General features: G+C 70.9%; 16 protein-coding genes. 10 read left to right on the forward strand and 6 right to left on the reverse strand.

Annotated features, from left to right (window positions below; translation table 11 throughout):
- Window positions 1-157: 157 nt before the first annotated feature.
- The 6 genes from ABZ374_RS06570 (at window position 158) to ABZ374_RS06595 (ending at window position 7,751) form a co-directional block, all read left to right on the forward strand.
- Window positions 158-1,879: an acetolactate synthase catalytic subunit gene (locus ABZ374_RS06570; protein WP_360307070.1), complete on the forward strand. Its 1,722-nt coding sequence runs from the start codon at window positions 158-160 to the stop codon at window positions 1,877-1,879.
- A 29-nt stretch (window positions 1,880-1,908) separates the two neighbouring features.
- A complete protein-coding gene (locus tag ABZ374_RS06575; RefSeq protein WP_360307073.1) occupies window positions 1,909-2,697 on the forward strand; it encodes an IclR family transcriptional regulator in 789 nt (262 codons plus the stop codon).
- 197 nt (window positions 2,698-2,894) lie between these two features.
- A complete protein-coding gene (locus tag ABZ374_RS06580; RefSeq protein ID WP_360307076.1) occupies window positions 2,895-3,650 on the forward strand; it encodes an alpha/beta hydrolase in 756 nt (251 codons plus the stop codon).
- A gap of 152 nt (window positions 3,651-3,802) precedes the next feature.
- Window positions 3,803-4,324: an ATP-binding protein gene (locus ABZ374_RS06585; protein WP_360307079.1), complete on the forward strand. Its 522-nt coding sequence runs from the start codon at window positions 3,803-3,805 to the stop codon at window positions 4,322-4,324.
- Window positions 4,325-4,536: 212 nt separating this feature from the next.
- The gene (locus ABZ374_RS06590; RefSeq protein WP_360307082.1) at window positions 4,537-6,849 is read left to right on the forward strand and encodes a collagenase; all 2,313 of its coding nucleotides are present in this window, start codon (window positions 4,537-4,539) and stop codon (window positions 6,847-6,849) included.
- A 287-nt stretch (window positions 6,850-7,136) separates the two neighbouring features.
- Window positions 7,137-7,751 (forward strand): isochorismatase family cysteine hydrolase, encoded by a 615-nt coding sequence (locus ABZ374_RS06595; protein ID WP_360307085.1) that lies wholly within the window; start codon window positions 7,137-7,139, stop codon window positions 7,749-7,751.
- Between the two features lie 17 nt (window positions 7,752-7,768).
- Here the strand turns inward: ABZ374_RS06595 and ABZ374_RS06600 are convergent, their stop codons facing one another.
- On the reverse strand, window positions 7,769-8,767 hold the full coding sequence (locus ABZ374_RS06600) for a hypothetical protein (RefSeq protein WP_360307088.1): 999 nt from the start codon (window positions 8,765-8,767) through the stop codon (window positions 7,769-7,771).
- Window positions 8,768-8,784: 17 nt separating this feature from the next.
- On the opposite strand from ABZ374_RS06600, the gene ABZ374_RS06605 reads away from it, so the two are divergent.
- On the forward strand, window positions 8,785-9,192 hold the full coding sequence (locus tag ABZ374_RS06605; protein WP_360307091.1) for a substrate-binding domain-containing protein: 408 nt from the start codon (window positions 8,785-8,787) through the stop codon (window positions 9,190-9,192).
- A gap of 96 nt (window positions 9,193-9,288) precedes the next feature.
- On the opposite strand, the gene ABZ374_RS06610 is transcribed toward ABZ374_RS06605, so the two are convergent.
- Window positions 9,289-10,752, reverse strand: a complete 1,464-nt coding sequence (locus ABZ374_RS06610; RefSeq protein ID WP_360307094.1) for an aminobutyraldehyde dehydrogenase — start codon at window positions 10,750-10,752, stop codon at window positions 9,289-9,291.
- 159 nt (window positions 10,753-10,911) lie between these two features.
- On the opposite strand from ABZ374_RS06610, the gene ABZ374_RS06615 reads away from it, so the two are divergent.
- A complete protein-coding gene (locus tag ABZ374_RS06615; RefSeq protein WP_360307097.1) occupies window positions 10,912-12,228 on the forward strand; it encodes a TetR/AcrR family transcriptional regulator in 1,317 nt (438 codons plus the stop codon).
- Between the two features lie 217 nt (window positions 12,229-12,445).
- Here the strand turns inward: ABZ374_RS06615 and ABZ374_RS06620 are convergent, their stop codons facing one another.
- Entirely contained in the window at window positions 12,446-12,628 is a 183-nt protein-coding gene (locus tag ABZ374_RS06620; protein ID WP_360307100.1) for a hypothetical protein, read from the reverse strand.
- Window positions 12,629-13,090: 462 nt separating this feature from the next.
- On the opposite strand from ABZ374_RS06620, the gene ABZ374_RS06625 reads away from it, so the two are divergent.
- Window positions 13,091-13,807, forward strand: coding sequence for a DUF3152 domain-containing protein (locus ABZ374_RS06625; protein ID WP_360307103.1), 717 nt, complete (start codon window positions 13,091-13,093; stop codon window positions 13,805-13,807).
- Between the two features lie 99 nt (window positions 13,808-13,906).
- On the opposite strand, the gene ABZ374_RS06630 is transcribed toward ABZ374_RS06625, so the two are convergent.
- From ABZ374_RS06630 to ABZ374_RS06640, 3 genes are all read right to left on the reverse strand, one after another.
- Window positions 13,907-15,586 (reverse strand): FAD-dependent oxidoreductase, encoded by a 1,680-nt coding sequence (locus ABZ374_RS06630; protein ID WP_360307106.1) that lies wholly within the window; start codon window positions 15,584-15,586, stop codon window positions 13,907-13,909.
- A gap of 133 nt (window positions 15,587-15,719) precedes the next feature.
- Window positions 15,720-17,132, reverse strand: coding sequence for an APC family permease (locus ABZ374_RS06635; protein WP_360307184.1), 1,413 nt, complete (start codon window positions 17,130-17,132; stop codon window positions 15,720-15,722).
- A 589-nt stretch (window positions 17,133-17,721) separates the two neighbouring features.
- On the reverse strand, window positions 17,722-18,600 hold the full coding sequence (locus tag ABZ374_RS06640) for an alpha/beta hydrolase (RefSeq protein WP_360307108.1): 879 nt from the start codon (window positions 18,598-18,600) through the stop codon (window positions 17,722-17,724).
- A gap of 113 nt (window positions 18,601-18,713) precedes the next feature.
- Here ABZ374_RS06640 and ABZ374_RS06645 point away from each other — a divergent pair, with 113 nt between their 5' ends.
- Window positions 18,714-20,651, forward strand: a complete 1,938-nt coding sequence (locus ABZ374_RS06645; protein WP_360307111.1) for an AfsR/SARP family transcriptional regulator — start codon at window positions 18,714-18,716, stop codon at window positions 20,649-20,651.
- The last annotated feature ends 47 nt before the right edge of the window (window positions 20,652-20,698 follow it).

Genomic DNA, 20,698 nt, shown 5'->3' on the forward strand with positions numbered 1-20,698 from the left:
TGCCTTCGCCGAGGCCGGCCGCACGCCGACGACCATGTCAGATAGTGAACTTGTGGTCAATAAATGAAATCCGTGACCCGACAGGTCTTGCCGCGACCCCCGGCGGAGGCTAGGTTCAGGATTTGAAATCTGCTTCAGATAGTGAAATGGAGGAGTCATGGGACGTACCGTGGCTGATGTCATCGCGGCGGCCCTCGCCAGGCACGGGGTCACGACGATCTACGGCCAGAGCAACCCGACGGCACTGTTGTTGGCGGCGGAGCAGATCGGCATCCGCCAGGTCTTGTACCGCACGGAGAACGCCGCGGGTGTGATGGCGGACGGCTTCGCCCGGATCTCGCACCGCATCGGCGTCGTGGCGGCGCAGAACGGACCGGCGGCCACGCTTTTGGTGGCGCCGATGGCGGAGGCCCTCAAGGCGTCCATTCCGCTGCTCGTTCTGGTCCAGGAGGTGCCCGCGGCCGCGCGCGATCGCAACGCCTTCCAAGAGCTGGATCACACCGCCCTCTTCGGCGGCGTGTCGAAGTGGACCCGGCGCATCGCCGACCCCGCGCGGGCCGAGGACTACGTCGATCTCGCGATGACGGCCGCGACCGGCGGACGTCCCGGACCGGTGGTGCTGCTCCTGCCGAGGGACGTGCTCGATCTTCCCGAGGAGCCGAGCCGATTTCCCCGGTCGGCGACGCTCGGCAGCTTCCCGCTGGATCGCCCGCGCCCGGCGGCCCGAGCGGTACGCGAGGCGGCCGAACTGCTCGCCTCGGCTCGTTCGCCCATCGTGATAGCCGGTGGGGGAGTGCACGTGTCGGGCGCGGTGGCGGAACTCGTTGCCCTTCAGGAACTGGCACAACTCCCGGTGGCGACCACGCACATGGGCAAGGGCGCGGTCGACGAGACCGCACCGCTGTCACTTGGGGTGGCCGCGAACATCACGGGCCTCAACGGCCCGGCGCACTTCCACCTGCCGTTGATCGCGGAAGCGGACGTCGTCCTGCTCGTCGGCACCCGCACGAACGAGAACGGGACGGACGCGTGGACACTCACCTCGCCGACGGCCCGCTACATCCACATCGACGTCGACCCCGAGGAGATCGGCCGCACCTACGAGGCGCTGCGCCTGGTCGGCGACGCGCGCTCGGCGCTGAGCGATGTGTGCGAAGAGCTGAAGCACCTCGACCTGTCCCGGCGAACATCGGCCGCGGCCGGCCTCGTCCGCACGATCGCCGAGGGGCGTGCGGCGCACCGCACGCGCCGAGACGCCCTGGCGTGCTCCGCCCACACGCCGATCTCCCCCGAACGTGTGCTGGTGACCCTGGACCGGCTGATCGGGCCCGACGACATCGTGGCGGCCGACGCCAGCTACGCCTCGATCTGGGTCACCGGTTACCTCACCGCGCGTCGGGCCGGTCAGCGGTTTCTGCTGCCACGGGGTCTGGCGGGCCTCGGCTGGGGCCTCCCGCTGGCGCTCGGCGCGAAGATCGCGGCACCGTCCTCGCGGGTGATCGCCATCGTCGGCGACGGCGGCTTCGCCCACGTGTGGTCGGAGATCGAGACCGCCGTTCGTGCGGACATCCCCGTGGTCGTGGTGATCCTCAACAATTCGATCCTCGGATATCAGCGGCATGCCGAGAACTACTTCTTCGGCGCCACGACCACGGCGATCACCTTCGCTCCCGTCGATCACGCGGCCGTGGCCAGGGCGAGCGGCGCCCGGGGCAGCACCGTCAGCGCACCCGAGGAACTGGAGGAAGCCCTCCGCGCAGCCCTGGAATCGCACACCACCACCGTGCTCGACGTCATCGTCGACCCGGACGCCCATGCCCCGGTGAAGGCTTGGGACGCCCGCGCCGACCGGCTGAACCTCCCCTCGGCGGAAGGCTGATCCATGATCGCCTGTGATATTTTCCGACGGTGAATCCCGCTGACAGGACGCCCAAGCAACCCACCCTGCAGACGGTTGATCGCGCACTCACCTTCCTGGAATACGTGGCATCGGCCCCCGAACCGCCGACCGTGCAGCAGGTGTCGGAGGCCCTGGGGCTGAACATCACCACCTGCTACCACCTGTTGCGCACGCTGGTCGCCCGCCGGTACATCGCGCGCCACGAGAACCTCACCCTCACGCTGGGGGACGGGGTGGGCGCACTGTTCCGCTCGTACCAGCAGCGCTTCGACATCGACGACAACCTGAAGGCGTGGGTCGACAAGCTCGCGGCGAAGACCGCCGAGACGTCGTACTTCTCGGCGCTCGAGGGAAATCGCGTGATTCTCAAAATACTCGTCGAGGGCTCGCAGCCGCTGCGCGTCAGCGGATTGTTCGTCGGTCAGTCCGGGAATGAACACCTGCGGTCGTCGGGTAAAGCGGTGCTGGCCCATCTCGACGACGAGCGACGCGCCGCGCTGCTGGCGAAGATCGTCGACGGCCATTCCCGCTCCGAGGAATCCGCACTCCTGGAGAAACTCGACCTCGATCTGCGGATGACCCGCGAGCGCGGCTGGTCGATGGACGAGCAGGGCTCGGACATCGGTATTTCGAGTGTCGGCGCGCCGATCTTCGACGCGCGTCAGGACGTCTACGGTGCCGTGGGAATCGTGGTTCCCACCACGCGGATGGCCAAGCATCGGCAGCGCTACGTCGAGTGCGTGACGGCGACGGCGGCGGCGATGACGTCCTTCCTCGGCACTGCCGGCGTGCGGTAGCAGCCGACCCGTTCCCGATCGGTGCGGCAAGGGTCGACCGAGGTCATTCGGTGGCCCGGTGGTCGACCCCGAATTTCGTACGCACTGTGTTCGTTTCGCTATATGAAACGAATCCCGGATATCGACATCCAATTCAATGTGCGGCCATCCTCCGACGACGGCCGCATCGTCTCCCGAATGCAAAAGGATGTTCTTCGATGACCCCACCAACGCCGGCCCCCGTGGTCTGCCTCCATTCTCTTTTTCTCGACCCGCGAATGTTCGACGGCCTCGTGGCCGCGGGGGAGGGCCGAATCCGGGCGATCGTGCCGGAACTCCCCGGGCAGGTCTCCCGGGTCGGTGAAGTCTCCCGAACGGTGACGATGGACGACGTGACGGAAGACGTCCTCGGCACCATCGACGAATTGGGACTCGAGCGCTATTCACTGGTCGGCCAGTCGATGGGCGGCGACGTCGCCGTTCGCATCGCCGCCCGGCGCCCCGAGTCGATCGACAAGATCGTCCTGCTCGGTTCGTCGGCGCGGGCCCAGAGCCGGGAGGACCTCGGAGAGTTCGCCGACCTGCCCGACCGGATCGAACGCGAGGGCTTCACCCCCGAGATCGTCGATATCGTGATGACGATCATGTTCGGCGCCACCACGCTCGCCGACGACGGCCGCCGGGACATCCACGGGACGTGGCGGAGCCGGATCGGCGAACTGTCACCGCGCCTCGTGCACGCGGTGCGCGGCGTCTTCGAACGGGAGGGATGCACCGAACTCCTGCCGTCGATCACGGCGCCGGCGCTGATCGTCTCCGGCACCGAGGACCTCGGTCGGCCACCCGCCTGGTCGGACGAACTTTTCGACGGCATCCCCGATGCCCGACTGCTGCGCTACAAGCAGGGCCACAGCCCGGTCCTCGAAGCACCGGCACTGGTCGTCCCGTTCGTCCTCGACTTCCTGACGACGTGACCGCCGCGCCGATCGGCACATAGCCGGGTGCGCCCCGACGCGCACCCGGCCGCCGACGAAGTCTCGCCCGCTCCGCCACACCGCCGCCGGGCCGCAGGGTGGCGGAGCGGGCGTCACACCCGGGCGGCGGGCAGGCGTTAGCCTCGGGTGCCATGATCGTATGGCTCAACGGCACCCACGGTGCGGGCAAGACCACCACCAGTGCCCTGGTGCAGCAATTGCTTCCGGATTCACGGGTGTTCGACGCCGAGAAGGTCGGCGAGACGCTCATGGACATCACGCCGGGGTTGCCCGCGACGGACAACTTCCAGCATTGGCCGCCGTGGCGGCCCCTCGTCGTCGAGACCGCCCGCCGCGTCCTCGACTACACCGGCGGCACGCTGGTGATGCCGATGACCGTCCTGGTCGAGCGGTACTGGCGCGAGATCAGCACGGGCCTTGCCCAACACGCCATTCCCGTACGGCACTTCGTGCTCCACGCCGACCAGGAAACGCTCCGCGGGCGGATCGAGGGGGACACCGTCCTCGGCCCCTCGCTCTTTCGTCTCCGCTACCTGGAGCCCTACGCCGAGGCGGCCCGCACCTGGCTGCACGGTGCGGCCGAGGTCGTCGACACCACGCACCTCACGCCGGCCCAGGCCGCCCGGCAGATCGCGGAGGCCGTCCGGGGCTGAGGTCCGGCCGGCACGCGAGGACCGGCGCGGAAGGCCCGCGTCGCACGATTCCGTCGACCGCGACCTGGCGATATGACGGTGTTTCAGGTGTGGTGGTCGGCAATTCCGGCCGAGACCCTTCCGGCGCGCTGCGACATGTGCAATGTTACATGTCGCATATCGAGAGGCCGTGTGCTCCCACGCGGCCAACAACGGCTCCGGAGGCCCCACAAATGCGTTCCTCCCGGATATCGAAGGCCAACCTGCGCAGACTCCCCGCGTTCGGCGTGGCCTTCTTCCTAGCGCTCGGCCTGTTCGCGCCACAGGGCCAGGCCGCCGCTGCCGGCGCCGCGGCCCCGACCGCCGCGAGCGTCGGCAAAACCGCGGCCCCCGCGCCGCGGGCGATCCCGGTCCCCAGGTCGCCCGACGCCAGGACCGACATCCTCGGCGCCAAGATCTCCTCGCAGGAAGGCGCCGAGGAGTCGCCCCCGCCGGCCGCCCCGACCGCCGAGGCCGGCCGGCAGTTCTCGGCCGCCGCGGACGAGTGCGGCGACCTGTCCGGCGTGATCAACGCGACGGGCGGCACGCTGATCCAACAACTCAAGGCGCTGCCCAGGGTCACCTGTACCTACCCGCTGTTCAACCTCACCGGGGCGAACGCGGGCACGGCCTTCAACGAAGCCAAGATGGTGACCGTCGCCGACGCGCTGCGCGATGCCGCCGCGACGTATCCGGGCAACAACACCACCTCCATCGGGCAACTGGTGATGTTCCTGCGCGCCGGCTACTACGTGCAGGACAACAACGCGGACGCCGTGGGCGCCTACGGCCCGGCACTGGACACCGCGGCCCGCGGCGCGCTGGACGCCTTCTTCGCCTCCCCGCACAGCAAGGACGTCACCGACGCCAACGGCGAGACCCTCAACGAGGTCGTCACGCTGATCGACAGCACCCACACGGCCGGCCGGTACGTCGGTGTGGTCAAGTGGCTGCTCACCGGCTACGACGCCACTTGGCCCAGCCGGATGACCCTCTCGGTGGAGCACGTCGAGTGGGTCGTCGAGAACGGCTTCAAGGCCAAGAACGACAGCCGCGGCTGGCGGGCCGCACTCAAGGCCGACCCCGCCATCCTGGACACCTGGGCCGCCTTCATCACCCGCAACAACGCCCAGTTGAACCGCCTGGACGTGGTCGGCAACGTCGGCCGCTACCTCGGCTACGCCCTCGACATCCCCGAGCTCAAGGACCGGGTCCGGCCGCTGCTGAAGGACCTGATCAACCGCTACCCCAACGTCGGCCCCACCGCACCGCTCACCATGAACCTGGCCTGGTACACGCGCCAGTTCGACCGGAACAACTGTGCGGCCTACGCCATTTGCGATCTCGCCGACCGGGTGCTCCCGGTGGTCCTGCCGATCCAGCACACCTGCAACCCGAACCTGAAGTTCCGCGCCCAGGACATGTCTCCCGGGCAACTCGCCACCGCCTGCGCCGGCCTGGTCAACCAGGACGCCTACTTCCACCGGGTGATCGGTGACAAGGGCGCGATCCCCGGCGACGTGAACACCAACCTCGAGGTCGTCGCCTTCGACGACTACACCCAGTACGCGCTCTACGCCTGGGCCATCTACAACATCGACGTCGACAACGGCGGCATGTACGAGGAGGGCAACCCCACCCAGGCCGGCAACCAGGCCCGCTTCATCGCCCACGAGGCCGACTGGCTGCGTCCTTCCTTCGAGATCTGGAACCTCAACCACGAGTACACCCACTACCTCGACGGTCGCTACAACATGTACGGCGACTTCGACGCGAGCCTGACCACACCGACCATCTGGTGGGTCGAAGGCATCGCCGAGAACATCTCGTACGGCTACCGCAACGAGCGCAACTCCGCCGCCATCGCCGCGGCCGGCAGCAAGACCTACAAGCTCAGCGAACTGTTCGACACCGTCTACGGCCAGGACGAGGACCCCGACGTCAACTCGGACCGGGTCTACCGCTGGGGCTTCCTGGCCGTCCGCTACATGCTGCAGGCGCACCCCGCGGACGTCGAGACCGTGCTCGGCAAGTACCGCACCGGCGACTGGAACGGCGCCCGCACCTTCCTGAAGCAGACCATCGGCACCGGTTACGACGCCGGCTTCGCCACCTGGCTGACGACCACCTGCGCCACCGACGACTGCGGCCCGCTGCCGGAGGCGTCGGTCACCCCGCTCTGCACCATCGCCGACCCCCGTCAGTTCGACAGGAACTGCCGCCGGGAAAACCTCGCCGCCACCGCCGGCAACTACAGCTACCACTTCCTGTACCTGCCGGCCGGCACCAAGGAACTGACCATCACCAGCAGCGGCGGCACCGGCAACGCCGACCTGTACTACGGCGGCGGCACTTGGGCCACCACCGGCAATTACCAGGCGAAGTCCACCAACGCCGGCAACGGCGAAACCCTGACCGTCACCGCCCCGCCGTCCGGCTGGGTCTACTTCAGCCTCGCCGCCACGCAGACCTTCGGCGGCGTGAGCGTCACCACGCAGTACAAGTAACCCGGATCCGCCGAACCCCGCCCCCGACGGGGGCAAACCATGGCCGAGGCCACCCGACGCTCGTGTCGCCGGGGCCTCGGCCATGGCGGCGCAACGATGCCGACGGACGCGCACCTTGCTGGGCGCCGAGCCTCCCGGCCCTACCTCGCCGGGGCCGGGAAGCTCGGCGCGCGCCGCCGGGCCGCCCCCGGCGCCGTCCGCCCGTGATCCCGAACGGGGCGCCGAGGGTGGTCGGGTCGGGCAGACTGGCCGGTGACGTTGATGTTGCCGTTCGGCAAGGAGCTGCCATGTCCGAGACCTTCCGCCTGGACCCGGCGAAGACCGCGCTCGTTCTGATCGAGTATCAGAACGACTTCACCAGCGAAGGCGGGGTGCTCAACGAAGCCGTGGCCGCAGTGATGGCGAAGACCGGCATGCTCGCGAACACCGTGGCCCTGGTCGAAGCCGCCCGCGCCGCAGGCGTGACCATCATGCACGCCCCCATCACCTTCGCCCCCGGCTACGGCGAACTCTCGCGTCACCCGTACGGCATCCTCAAGGGAGTCGTGGAAGGCTCGGCATTCGTCAAGAACACCTGGGGCGCGGCGATCGTGGACGATCTCGCCCCGGCCGAAGGCGACATCGTGATCGAAGGCAAGCGCGGCCTGGACACCTTCGCGAGCACGAACCTCGACTTCATCCTGCGCAACAAGGGGATCGACACGATCATCCTCGGCGGCTTCCTCACCAACTGCTGCGTCGAGTCGACGATGCGCACCGGGTACGAGAACGGCTTCCGCGTCATCACCCTGCCGGACTGCCTCGCCGCCACCTCCCAGCAGGAGCACGACAACGCGCTCACCTACGACTACCCGATGTTCTCGGTGCCCATGACGTCGGCCGAGGTCATCGCCTGCCTCTGAGCCCGTGCGGCGGACCGTCAATCGGGACGCGTGTCGGCGAGGCGGTCCAGGTGCTCCTGCGCGGTACGCGCGACGGTCGACGCGTCGTGGGCCGTGCGCTGCGCGCGGGCCAGTTCGGCCTCCGCCTCGTCGGCCGCTTCGTCGAGGCGGGCCGCTTCCGTTCGGGACTCGTCGAGTCGACGGGCCAGTTCCTCGGCGGCGGCGTCGGCCTCGCGGTGGCGCTCCCGGGCGGCCTCGGCGTCCGCGCCGCGTTCTTGGGCCGCGCGGGCGGCGCGGTGTGCGGACTCCCGGGCGGTCTCGGCGTCGGCTCGGGCGCGGGCGAGGTCGGCCTCGTACCGTTTCCGGGCGCGTTCATCGGCACGCCGATCCGCCGTGCGGGTGGGTTCGGCGCCCGCTTCCTCGGCCTCGGGAGTGCTGCCCCGGCCGCGTTCGGCCGTTCGGTGCGATCCGGGGCGCTCGGCGACGGCGGGCGTGCGTGCCGCCGGCTCGGCGGTCGCGGTGGGACCGAAGGCGCCGTCGGGGTGCAGTGGGCCGGTGAGCCTGCCGTCGGCGAGCATCCGTGCCGCGTCCGGGTCGGCGAGGGCCGTGTTCAGGGTGTCCTGGAGGTCGCGGCGGGCGGCGTCGCCGACGGCGGGGTGTCCGCGGGCCGCGGCGAGGGCGAGGGCCTCGCGTTGGAGGGCGTCGATCACCCGGTGGCGCCGGCGGGAGAGGTCCCGCAGTTCGGCGCCGTGCAGCTGCTCCTGGGCGGCGCGCATGGCGGCACCCAATTCGAGGAACGCGTCGATCTCCTCCCGCTGTTCGCGGACCAGGAGGTTCGCGAGCCAGGCCGCGAGCACCGGTCGCCGCAGCCCGCCGATCCGCCCGGCCGCGGCCCGGTCCCCGGCGGCCCGGGCCGTGCGGGCACGCGCGTCGCGGGCGGCGACGAACTCCTCGGGGTCGAGCCCGTACAACTCGTGGACGACGGCGTCCTCGTCGACGCCGTCGCCGTCACGACTCGGCGTCTCGCGCGTACTCATGACCCCATGGTGGTCCTTTGCCCACCGCCACGCCCGCCGTCGGGCGGAAGCCGGCGTGTCGTGAACGCCGCCGGGAACACCCGACCGAGCCCGGTCCGCTTTGCGGCCGGCTTCTCGGGGACGCCGGCGAGCGGCCCGACGCGATGATCGTGCTCACCGAGGTCAGTCCACTCCTGGTGTTGGACGCCGCACGGCGGCTCGGTTGCCGCGTCCCGGACGATCTGCTCGTGGTCAGCGCGAGCGAGGACGGCGTGGCCGCGCACACCGACCCCGCGGTGACCACGCTCAGCATGCAGCCCGCGCTGATCGCCGAGGCCGGCATCCACCTGCTGGTGGAGGTGCTGGATCTGGGCATCACCGAGTCGCGCGGCGTCGAGGTGCCCACCCGGCTGGACATTCGGGCGTCCTCGCTGCGCGCCCGGTAGGCCCGGGGGCCGCCGGGGGCACCTCCACCGACGCGTCGGGCCCGCGGGCATGGGGTGCCCGCGGCGGATTCGGGCCCGGCGTATCGGCGTTGCGGCTCACCCGTTGGCGAACGCCTCCATCGGCAGGTAGGCGCCGCCGTTGAAGGTCATCACGTGCTTGATCTGCGTGTACTCCTCCAGGGCGTACACCGACATGTCCTTGCCGTAGCCGGATTGCCCGAAGCCGCCCTGCGGCATCTCCGAGACGAGCGGCAGGTGGTAGTTCACCCACACGCAGCCGGCCGCGAGTTCGCGGGTGAAGCGGTTGGCGCGCACCAGGTCGTTGGTCCAGACCGACGCGGCGAGACCGTACGGCGTGCCGTTGGCGAGGGCCAGCGCCTCGTCGTCGATGCCGAACGGCTGGATGGTGACGACCGGTCCGAACACCTCGTTCTGGACGATCTCGTCGTCCTGCCGGACGTCGGCGACCACGGTCGGCGGGAAGAAGTAGCCCGGGCGGGGCATGCGTCGGCCGCCGGTCAGCACGCGCGCGTGGCTCGGGAGCCGGTCGATGAAGCCCTCGACGGCCGCCAGGTGGTCCGCGGTGCTCATCGGCCCGTAGAACACGCCCTTCTCGTGCGGTGCGCCGCAGGTGATCCGGTCGGTGGCGGCGACGAAGCGGGCGGTGAAGTCGTCGAAGACGCGTTCGTGGACCAGCAGGCGGGTCGAACCGGTGCAGTCCTGGCCGCCGTTGTAGAAACTCGACATGGCGAGCGGCTCGACGATGGTGTCCAGGTCCACGTCGTCGAACACCACGGCCGGGGCCTTGCCGCCGAGTTCGAGGTGCAGCCGGGTCAGTTGCGCGCCTGCCGCCGCCGCGACCTGGCGGCCCGCGCGGACCGATCCGGTCAGCGACACCAGGCCGGCGACGGGGTGCCGGGCCACCGCCTCACCGGTCGCGCGGTCGCCGGTGACCACGTTGAACACCCCCGGCGGCAGCACCCGGGCGGCGAGTTCGGCGAGCAACAGCGTGCTGGACGGGGTGGACTCGGCCGGCTTGAGGACCACGGTGTTGCCGGCCGCGAGCGCGGGGGCCGCCTTCCATACGGCCATCGGAAGCGGGAAGTTCCACGGGGTGATCTGGCCGACGACGCCGATCGGCTCCCGGCGTATGTAGGACGTGAAGCCCTCCAGGTATTCGCCGGCCGCCCGACCTTCGAGCACCCGCGCGGCGCCCGCGAAGAACCGCAGGTCGGTCATGGCGGTGGCGATGTCCCACTGCTCCAGGGTGTCGCGCGGCTTCCCGGTCTCGCGCGATTCGAGGTCGGCGAACTCGCCCGCGTGCCGTTCGACGGCGTCGGCGAGCAGGTGGAGCGCGCGCTGCCGCGCCGCCGGGGTGGTGCGGTTCCACTGCTCGGCTGCGGCTTGGGCGGCCTGGTAGGCGGCGTCGACATCCGCGGCCGAGGACAGCGCGGCACTGCCGAAGACCTCCTCGGTCGCCGGGTCGACCAGATCGCTGGTGCGCCCGTCGAGTGCCGGGGTGTACGCGCCGTTGATGAAGTTCTCGCGCCGGATCGTCATTTCCTGCTCCGTTCGGTGCCTACGAGTGGTCGGTCGACTACTTGTACCGCAGTCGTGACGACAAGTGCTACCACTTGGTCTAAATTGAGGGGTGGGGATGCGGGGCAGCCTGCGCGGCTTGATAGCTTTGCCGCCCGTCGCCTGCCAAGAGGGTGTGCAATGGCTGTCCGCAAGGCCGCGCGTCACTACGCGACCGGGTTGTCCCGCCGCGCGCAGATCCTCGACGCCGCGGACGGGTTGTTCCGCGAGTCCGGCTTCGGCTCCCCGTCGCTGCGGGAGATCGCGAAGGCGGCCGGCTTGTCGCACCCGGGCCTGTTGCGCTACTTCGCCTCGAAGGAGGAACTGCTCGACGCGCTGCTCGACCGCTACGAAGGGGCGACCCGGGCGCCCGGCGGGCCGATCGCCGGACGGCCGCCGCCCCTGCTCGGCGACGGGCCGGCTGCCGAACCGGAGGCCGGGACCCCCGCCGAGCCGCCCGGCCCGGACCGCATCGTCGCGGCCGCCCGCCGCAACGCCGCCGTCGCGGGGTACCCGGACCTCGTCACCGCACTGGGGGGCGAGGCGACTCGGGCCGACCACCCGGCACATGCGCGGATGGGCCGCCGCTACCGCGAACTCCGCGCGTGGACCGAGCAGATGCTGAGTACCGCCGTCCCGGCCGGCGGGCTGCGCGCCGAAGCCGATCGGGTGGTCGCAGGCTGGGAGGGCCTGCAATTGCTCGCACTCTACGACCCGTCCGGAATCGACGTCGCCGCGTGCCTGGAACGCTACCTGCACGGGCTCGGGCCCGAGCCCGCGGCGAACACCGCCCCCGCCGCGCCACCGCGCTGGACCCTCGACGAACTCGTGGCACGTGACGCCGAGGAATTCGACCGGCGCACCGGCTATGCCTCGGGCCGGGAGCGCCGCGCCCGCATCCTCGACGCCGCGACCGCGTTGTTCGGCGCGCGCGGCTTCCACGGCATCAGCATGCGCGAGGTCGCCAAGGCGGTCGGAATCTCCCACTCGACGTTGCTCTACCACTTCGACGGCAAGGACGAGTTGCTGCACGCGGTCCTCGCCCGCCAGGACTATTTGACGATCAGCCTGGGCGCCGTCGCCGGCGAAACCGGGCTGCCCGGCCGGTTGAGCGCCGTGGTCGAGGCGTCCCGGCGCGTGGCCTACGAGACGCCGGGGCTGCGCGAACTGTTCTCCGTCCTGTCCGGCGAGGCGGTCGCCCCCGGCCATCCCGCACACGCCTACTTCGAGAAGCACTTCGCGGTGAGCCGCCGGTACTTCACCACCATCTTCGAACACCTGGCCGCCCGGGGGGAGTTGGCCCCGGGACGCGACCCGGAGCAGGAGGCGGTGTGGCTCCTGGCGCTGTGTGAAGGGTTGCAACAACAACGGCTCTACGACCCGGAGATCGACCCGCCCGGACTGCTCGCCACGAGCATCGGACGGGTGCTGGACGTGCCCGCGCCGCCGGCCGGCTGAGCGGGTCGCGCCGTCTCGGGTGACCTGCCGGCGACTTCGGCGCCCCGGTCCGCCGGGGTGCCGTCGGCCGAGTGGGGTCGGCACCGATCAGATCCGGCGCCGACCACGACCACGCGCGGGTCGCCCGCCGCCGACGCAGCCGAGGGCGAGAGCAGTCCGCCGGGGAGCGCGGACACCGCCGCCACCATGCCGGCCGCGCCGAGGAGTCGACGCCGGTTCAGGACGGCCCTTCCTGCGCCGCGCTCGCGGCGGCGCTCGGTGTTCTCGGCGATGGTGCCCGCGAGTTCGGCGGCGGGCAGCCGCGGCGGCGGGCCTCGCGGCGCAGCGAGATGGCGGCGCCGAACGGATCGGGGGTGCCGACTCGGGTGGTGGAACGCAGCAGCGATTTTTCGGGCTTCACGGAAGAGTCTCCCTTCATCCGGGAACGCAGAAAACGCACGCGGGCCATGCCAAGAGGAGGGCAATTCCCAACGCTACAAAGGTGGTTCGCCCAGTGGTCGCAACGTGTGTGCGGACCCATTCGGCGGAGTGAATCGTGTACTTTCCACGATGTCAACGGCGTTCCGGCTCGCGCCATTGGAAGACTCTTCCCACACTCGAAAACTGTGCCCTTTTCGATGCCGTCGACGCTTTCCCTTCGCACCGGTCGGCAATCCGCGCGATCTCCTGCACCGTGTCGCGACCCCTGCCGCAGCCGTCGCCGCGGAACGACTGCCGAGCCCGCCTGCGCCGTCGCGTCCCCCGCTCGCGAGCGGCATCGGTGGGTACGAGAGAATATTGCTCGTCCCGGACGAGAGCAGCGGCTCGCCTTCGGTGATCGACGGATGTCTGGACCAGGAGACGACGGGGAGTCGGATCGATCGTGAACCGGGTACGCGGAACTCTCTCGCCGGCCGTTCTGGTTTCGGCCCTGCTCTTCGCGATGGTCGGCTGTCAACCGGGGGACAAGGAGGGCGAGGAGTACTTCACCGGCGTGACGGATACGCGGCCGTACGACCAGTGGCTTGCCGCGCGGTCGGAGATACCGGCCGATCTCGCGCTCGGCGGGCAATTCCGCACCGTGCCGGGTCATGACGCGGCCAAGGGCGGGGATCGGGTGCTGCGTTATCGCGTTCAGGTCGAGAAGGGCCTCGAACTCGACGGACGAAACCTCGCCCGCGCGGTGCACGAGACGCTCAACGACGCGCGCAGTTGGGGTGGCGACGGCACGATCGGCCTGGAGCGCGTGAGTTCGGGTGCGTCTTCGTTCACCGTGACCGTGGCCAGTACGGGAACGGTCAATTCGTGGTGTGCGAAGGACGGTTTGGATACCGGTGAGCAACGGGTCTCCTGCAATGTCGCCTCCACCCGCCGGGTGATGCTCAACGCGTGGCGCTGGGGGAAGGGATCCGCCACCTACGGCGACGATCTGGCGAACTACCGACGCATGTTGATCAACCACGAGGTCGGTCATCGCCTCGGTCACCTGCACGAGACGTGTGCCCGATCCGGCGCCCCCGCACCGGTCATGATGCAGCAGACCCTGACCCTGGTCACGGGCGGCGCCACGTGCCGGCCCAACCCGTGGCCCCGTCCGTAGTCGGTGCCCGGGAGCACCACCGCGCAACGGGACGACGGCATCGGCCCGTTCGGCACCGAGCGCGGCCGTAGGGGCCGCACCGGGTGCCGAAGACCCGGGTCAGCTCTGCCCCAGGACCTCCTTCGCCGCCCGCTCGCCCTCGGTCGCGCCGCCCTCCATGAAGCCCTGGAAGTCGTACGACGTGTGCTCGCCGGAGATGTGTATGTTGCCCTGGCGGGTGCCCTCGTAGCCCGCATGGCGGTGCAGGTAGCCGACCGGCCAGTACGAGTAGGCACCCAGCGAGTACGGGTTGTTGGTCCACGAGGAGAGCTGGGCCTTGCCGGTCCACTGGGCCTTCGTGCCGGGGAAGAGGTTGTCGATCTGCCCCAGGTAGGTGCCGGCCAGGTTCGCGACGTAGGCGTCCTGCTCGGCGGTGTTGAACGGGCCGGCCGGGTGGAGACCGGAGGCGCGGGTGCCGCCGCCGTACTGGATGAGCACGCCCTTACCGCCCGGCTGGCCCTTGGTGGTGTCCCAGGTCTGCTGGAAAGGCAGGTCGGTGAAGGCGTCCCCGGCGGCCACGCCCGGCCAGGGTCCCAGGCCGTTGCCGTTCGCCCCGAGCCAGGTGCGCTTGGCGAACTGCATGTTGAGCTTCGAGACGTGGCCCATGCGCGCGTCGCGGAGCAGGTTCGTCATCGGCGGGTCGAAGTTAGCCCGGGTCGGATCGAGGCCCTGGAGGATCGGCAGCGGCACCGCCAGGATCGTGTGGTCGGCCGTCACCGTCGTCGTGGTGCCGTCGTTGTCGAAGGTGAGCGTCTGGGTGCCGTCGCCGTTCGCCCGGACGGCGACCAGCCGGTGTCCCATCCGCACGGTGCCGGGCGGGAGCGCGGCGTTGATGGCTTGCGGCACCTGGTCGTTCCCGCCGACGACGTGGTACCGCTCGTTGGAGCCGCCCCAGATGTTGAAGTGCCCCGGGTTCGACTGCCAGCCGAGCATGCACACGGCGGCGTAGGCGGACTGGTCCACGGTCTCCGCGCCGTATTCGACGGTGTAGGCCACGTCGAGGAACCGGCCGAGCTTCGACGAGGAGCCACCCGGCGTACGAGAGTCGATCCAGTCCCGCAGGGTCGTGTTCGAGATCGTGGTGCCGGCGGGGGTGGTCCGGTTCCAGGTGACGTCGCCGCACTCCTGGTAGTCCCGGCGGACCGCCTGGTACATCGCCTTGAAGTCCTCGTCGGCCTGCGCACGCGGGTAGTAGGTGTTGTCGAACCACAGGGTCTCGACGGCGCCGTTGGGCCCGGAGCCGGCGAAGTCCACGGTGGTCAGCCCGAATCGACGGCACAGTTCGAGCATCTTCTTGTGCCCGGTGTCGATCAGCTCGCCGCCGATCTCCGAGGTCTGGCCGCCGCCCCAGTAGGTCTGTTGCGAGTACATCCGCCCGCCGATACGGGTGGGATTGGCCTCGTAGACCGTGCACTTCACCCCGGCGTCGGCCAGGGTCAGCGCTGCCGTCAGGCCGGCGATGCCGGCGCCGACGACGACCACCCGGCCGGGGTTCACCGGCGGTCTCGCGGCGGTTTCGCCGGCGATCGCCGGCCGGGACATCCCGGCGCCGGCCAGGCCCAGGCCCAGACCCACCACGCCGGCGCGCTTGATCAAGGTACGCCGGCTCGGTCCGGTCGGGTCCGCGGCGGCCTCGGCACGGATCTCCCGGAGCTCGCCGACGGGCATGCGCAGGGCCGCTGCGGCCCGGTGGTCGGCGGCCATGCCCTGCAGGGCGGCCATGGCACGGGTTCGGCTCATCGTGATGCTCCTTGGCGAGAGGTCGGTTGCCCGGCCCGGAGGCCGGATGTTCCGGGCATGGCGAAGCCCCCGGGTTGTACGCGGAACCGGAGGGGAAGTACGTACGGCCCGGGGGCGGTGGGGCGGGCGGGGCTCAGCGTTCGGCTGCGTCGTCCAGGATGATGCGGCCCATCTGCTCGTAGCGTTCCGGGCGTCGGTGCTTCATGTAGAGGGCGAGGGCGATGCCGGCGAGGAAGAAGCCGCCGACGATGTAGGGGATCAGTTCGAAGAGCAGGGTGTCCGCCGCCGCGCCGGCCGCGGTGTCCATGTTGTAGACGAGCAGTCCGACCACCACGCCCATCGCGAGGCCGCCGGCGATCGGCGCGGTGAGGGTGTTGAACCAGTGTTTGGTTTCCGGGTGTTTGTGCTGCACGTGGAAGTAGCCGACGACGGAGAAGGAGCACAACGTCTGGACGATCAGGATCGCCATCGTGCCCAGCAGCGCGAGCAGGCCGTAGAGGTGCACCGACGGGTCCATGTCCGCGACGATGAACGCCGCCACGAGGATGATCGCGATGACGGACTGGACGAAGGACGCGATGTACGGCGAACCGTGCCTGGGGTGCGTCCGGCCGAGCGCGGGATGGATGAAGCCCTCACGGCCGATCGCGTAGAGGTAGCGCGAGGCACACTGGTGGAAGGCCATCGCACAGGCGAAGGAGCCGGTGACGACCAGCCATTGGAAGATCTTGACCGAGGTGTCGCCGAAGTGCTCGCCCAGCGGCGCGAAGAACAGCGTGCCCTTCGAAGCCGCATCGGCCAGACCGGACTTGCCGGCCGCGGAGACCATCATCCAGGACACGAAGATGTAGAACAGGCCGACGCCGACCACCGAGATCAGGGTGGCACGGGGAACCACCTTCTTCGGGTCGCGGGATTCCTCCCCGTACATCGCCGTCGACTCGAAGCCGACCCAGGACCAGAAGGCGAAGAACAGCCCGAGTCCGGCCGCGCCCATGCTGCCGTTGACCCCGTCGAACGCCTTGAGCGGGTTGACCGCCTCGCCGATGATCCCGTCCGGGCCGCCGCCGGTGAACAGCACCGCGAAGGAGACGACGGCGAGCACCGCGATCTCCAGGACGAGTGCGACGCCGAGGAACTTGGCCGTGAGGTGTATGTCGAAGAACGCCATCGCCGCGATGACCACGAGCCCGAACATCGCGTAGTAGCCCCAATGCAGGTCGAGCCCCCATTGGTCGCTCGCGAGCTGCTTGAACGAAGCGGCGAAGAAGCCGATGATCGAGGCTTCGAAGACGACGTACGCCAGGACCGCGAGCAGGCCCGACGCCATGCCCGCGACGCGCCCCAGGCCGTGCGAGATGAAGCCGTAGAACGCCCCGGCCGCCGTGATGTGCTTGGCCATCGCGACGTAACCGACGGAGAAGACGGTCAGTACGAGGGTGGCGAAGAGGTAGGCGGCGGGGGCGCCGATGCCGTTGCCCGAGCCGGCGATGATCGGCAGGTTGCCGGTCATCGCGGTGATGGGGGCGGCGGTGGCGACCGCCATGAAGACGACGCCGAGCAGGCCGACGGAGTTCGCCTTGAGCCGGTCGACCTGTTCGCCGGGAACCGGGACCGCCGCGTCGACCTCGGCGCTGTCGAGGGGCTGTTGCTGGGTGGACATCCCACCTCCGTGAAGGGTGTGGCCGCGCACGGCACAACACGTGTAACGGACGCCTGTTCCCCGGTTTCCTGGTGATCAGGGTGCAATCCGACGGGCCGTCAGCTTCCCGTCGAAGCGGAACACCCCGCAACCGGCAATGCGTCAGAAGAAGACCCAAGGCATCGACACTGTGACCGTTGCCACGGCCGACCGAAGACCCGGGTGTCGACCCCCTGTTCCCCCACATGTCCACTCGTCCGGGCGAACGACGATGCGTCCATCCGGTTGTAAGGGTGCCCCGGTTCCGGACGGGAAACCCGCGGCCACCCTCGGGCACGCCGGCGGGCCGACTCGGCGACCGCCGCGCCGCATCGCGGCGGTCCACCGAGCGCGGCCGGCGGGAACGGCCCACGCACGTCCCGATCGGCCGCCTCACCCCGCACCGGCCACCCGCCGACGTCCTTTGACGCACCCCCGGACGACCTCCGGAAACTCAGCGGGCCAGCAGATCCCGGATCGCCGCGGTGATCTCGTCGGGGGCCTCCTCGGCCATGAAGTGGCCCGCCCGGGTCAGGCGGTGGTCCAGGTCCGGGGCCCAGGCTCGCCACAGCCCGGCCGCGTCGTAGGCCAGTCGGGCGCCCCAGTCCTGCTGGACGACCGTCACCGGCATGGCCAGTTGCGACCCGGCGTCCAGGTCCGCCCGGTCGTGCGTGACGTCGATGCCGGCCGAGGCCCGGAAGTCCGCGACGATCGACGGCACCGCCGCGGCGCTCGCCCGCAGGTACTCGGCGCGCACCTCCGCCGGCATGGCGGTCGGGTCGTCCGCCCAGGCGTCGAGGAACGAGCCGTGGAAGGCGTCCGCACTGCCCGCGATCATCGTCTCCGGCAGGCCCGGCGGCTGCGCCATGAGGAAGAGGTGGTAGCCGACCGCCGCCGAGACGCCGCGCAGGACGTTCCACATGTCGAGCGTCGGCACGATGTCGAGGATGCCCAGGTGCGTGACGGTCTCCGGGTGGTCCAACCCCGCCCGGAAGGCGACCAGCGCGCCCCGGTCGTGGCCGACCAGGGCAAAGCGCTCGTGGCCGAGTGCGGCCGCCAGGGACACCACGTCCGCGGCCATGGTGCGCTTGGCGTACACCTCGGGGTCGTCGGCCGCCGGCTTGTCGCTCGCGCCGTAGCCCCGCAGGTCGGGGCAGATCACCGTGTGCTCGTCGGCGAGCCGCTCGGCGACGTGTCGCCACATCAGGTGGGTCTGCGGGAAACCGTGCAACAACACGACCGGGCTGCCACTGCCGCCGACGGCGACGGCCGACCGCACCCCGTTGGCACCGGGCAGGCGCAGGAGATCGAAGCCGGGAATGGTGAGCGTCATGAAAGGCCATCCGTTCGGGTTGGGGGGAGCGACCGGATCAGCCTGTACGACGTCGATCAGCAGCCGATCAGTACGGCTGGCCGCGGCCGACCACCGGCACCGAGGATGAGGGCATGCGAATCGACGTGCTCGGTGCCGTGCGAGCCCTCCGCGACGACGGCAGCCCGGTCGACCTGGGGGGACCACGCCACCGCGAGGTACTCGCCCGGCTCGTCGCCGCCGAGGGACGCATGGTCGCCACCGACACCCTCGTCGACGACCTGTGGACCGATCCGCCGGCCCGCGCCGTGGGTGCCTTGCGTACCTTCGTCGCCGCGCTGCGCCGTGCCCTCGAACCCGACCGGCCGCCCCGTGACCCGCCGCGCGTACTGGTCACCGAAGGTCCCGGGTACGCGCTGCGCCTGCCCCGCGAGGACGTGGACGCCCATCGGTTCCAGGACACCCTGGCCCGCGCCCGACGCGACCCCGACGCGGTGACCGAGCTCGGCGCGGCACTCGCGGACTGGCGCGGGCCCGCCTACGCCGACGTGCCCGGCTCCGCGTGGGCGCAGCGCGAGCGGACCCGGCTGGAGGAGCTGAGGTTGGCGGGGGTGGAACTGCGCGCCCGGATCCTCCTCGACTCCGGGCAGGGAGCCGACCTCGTCGCCGAACTGGGTGCCCACGTCGCCGAACACCCGTGGCGCGAGCCGGCCTGGGGGCTGCTTGCCCGCGCGCTGGACCGCGCGGGGCGCCGGGCCGACGCGCTGGCCACCCTGCGCCGCGCCCGCGCGATGCTCGTCGAGCAACTCGGGCTCGACCCCGGCGCGGACCTGCGGCGGCTGGAGACGGACATCCTCACCGGGGCCGTGTCGCGCGAGGGCGCACCGGACGGGTGGACCGGTCCCGGTGTCCGGCTCGGCCCGCGCACCACCGTGGATCTGGCCCGTACCCTCGCCCTGGCCGGCGGCGACGCCCTCGTGCACTCGCGGCGCGATCGCCTCGCGGCCATCCGGGCGGCGGAACGCACGGGAGACCTCGCGCTGACCGCCCGGGTCATCGGCGCCTACGACGTGCCCGCCATCTGGACCCGCGCCGACGACCTCGAGCAGTCCCGCGCCGTCGTCGCGGCCGCCGAGCGCACGCTCACCGCGCTCGGCCCCGACGGCCCCGCCGACCTGATCGCCCGGCTCCTGGCCACGGTCGCCGTGGAGAGCCGCAGTGCCGAGTTGTCCGCGCCCGAACTGCAGCGCGCGCGGCAGGCGGCCCGGCAGGCCGAGGCGTCGGCAAGGGACCTGGCCGATCCCGCGCTGTTGGCGTTCGCCCTCGACGGGGTGTTCCTACAGTCCTTCACCCGCCCCGGGCTCGCGGCGGTACGGGATCGGATCGGCGTCGAGATCCTGGATCTGGCCACCCGGCACGAGCTGCCGAACTTCGCCGTACTCGGCCGACTCGTCCGCCTGCAATCGGCCTCGTCCCTCGGCGACCTCGACGCCGCGACCGCGCACGCCGAGGCCGCCGAACGGCTCGCCGCCGGCACCGAGGCGCCCCTCGTCCTCGTCCTCACCGCGTGGTTCCGGGCCCGGGTCACGGCCGCCCGCAGCACCGAACCCGGCGGACCGAGCGCCGCCACGGCCGCGGCGCACTACCGCGCCGCCGAGGACGCCCTGCGGACGGCCGGCATGCCGGGGCTGCACCGCGGCCTGTTCCCGCTCGCCCTCCTGGGGCTGCGCCTGCTGCACGATCGACCCGCGCCCACCGACCCGCACCTGGACTGGGGTCCGTACCGCCCCTGGGCCCAACCCCTGGTACTGCTCGCCCGGGACCGGCGCGAGCAGGCCCGGGCCGCCCTGGCCGCGCTGCCCGAACCCCCGGGTGACCACCTGCAGGAGGCGCTGTGGTGCCTGACCGCCCGCGCCGCCGTACGCCTGGGCGAACGCCGCATCGCCGCACACGCCGCGACCGTCCTGCACGATGCCCGTGCGGAACACGCGGGCGCCGCCTCCGGCATGCTGACCCTGGGCCCGGTGGCGCGCTACCTGGCGGAGGCGCAGGCGTGCGCCGGAGGTGGGTAATCGGCGGGGGCACGTGCTGCCGGGACGGGGCCCGCTCCGGCCCGGGA

The organism is Embleya sp. NPDC005971, assembly GCF_040629175.1.
Lineage (GTDB): Bacteria > Actinomycetota > Actinomycetes > Streptomycetales > Streptomycetaceae > Embleya.

Bases quoted from the DNA above. Each gene is read 5' to 3' on its own strand.
- ABZ374_RS06580 (WP_360307076.1), top strand. From the start codon at position 2,895: ATGACCCCACCAACGCCGGCCCCCGTGGTCTGCCTCCATTCTCTTTTT.
- ABZ374_RS06570 (WP_360307070.1), top strand. From the start codon at position 158: ATGGGACGTACCGTGGCTGATGTCATCGCGGCGGCCCTCGCCAGGCAC.
- ABZ374_RS06610 (WP_360307094.1), bottom strand. From the start codon at position 10,752: ATGACGATCCGGCGCGAGAACTTCATCAACGGCGCGTACACCCCGGCA.
- ABZ374_RS06590 (WP_360307082.1), top strand. From the start codon at position 4,537: ATGCGTTCCTCCCGGATATCGAAGGCCAACCTGCGCAGACTCCCCGCG.
- ABZ374_RS06615 (WP_360307097.1), top strand. From the start codon at position 10,912: ATGGCTGTCCGCAAGGCCGCGCGTCACTACGCGACCGGGTTGTCCCGC.
- ABZ374_RS06600 (WP_360307088.1), bottom strand. From the start codon at position 8,767: ATGAGTACGCGCGAGACGCCGAGTCGTGACGGCGACGGCGTCGACGAG.
- ABZ374_RS06645 (WP_360307111.1), top strand. From the start codon at position 18,714: ATGCGAATCGACGTGCTCGGTGCCGTGCGAGCCCTCCGCGACGACGGC.
- ABZ374_RS06630 (WP_360307106.1), bottom strand. From the start codon at position 15,586: ATGAGCCGAACCCGTGCCATGGCCGCCCTGCAGGGCATGGCCGCCGAC.
- ABZ374_RS06640 (WP_360307108.1), bottom strand. From the start codon at position 18,600: ATGACGCTCACCATTCCCGGCTTCGATCTCCTGCGCCTGCCCGGTGCC.
- ABZ374_RS06635 (WP_360307184.1), bottom strand. From the start codon at position 17,132: ATGGCGGTCGCCACCGCCGCCCCCATCACCGCGATGACCGGCAACCTG.
- ABZ374_RS06585 (WP_360307079.1), top strand. From the start codon at position 3,803: ATGATCGTATGGCTCAACGGCACCCACGGTGCGGGCAAGACCACCACC.
- ABZ374_RS06595 (WP_360307085.1), top strand. From the start codon at position 7,137: ATGTCCGAGACCTTCCGCCTGGACCCGGCGAAGACCGCGCTCGTTCTG.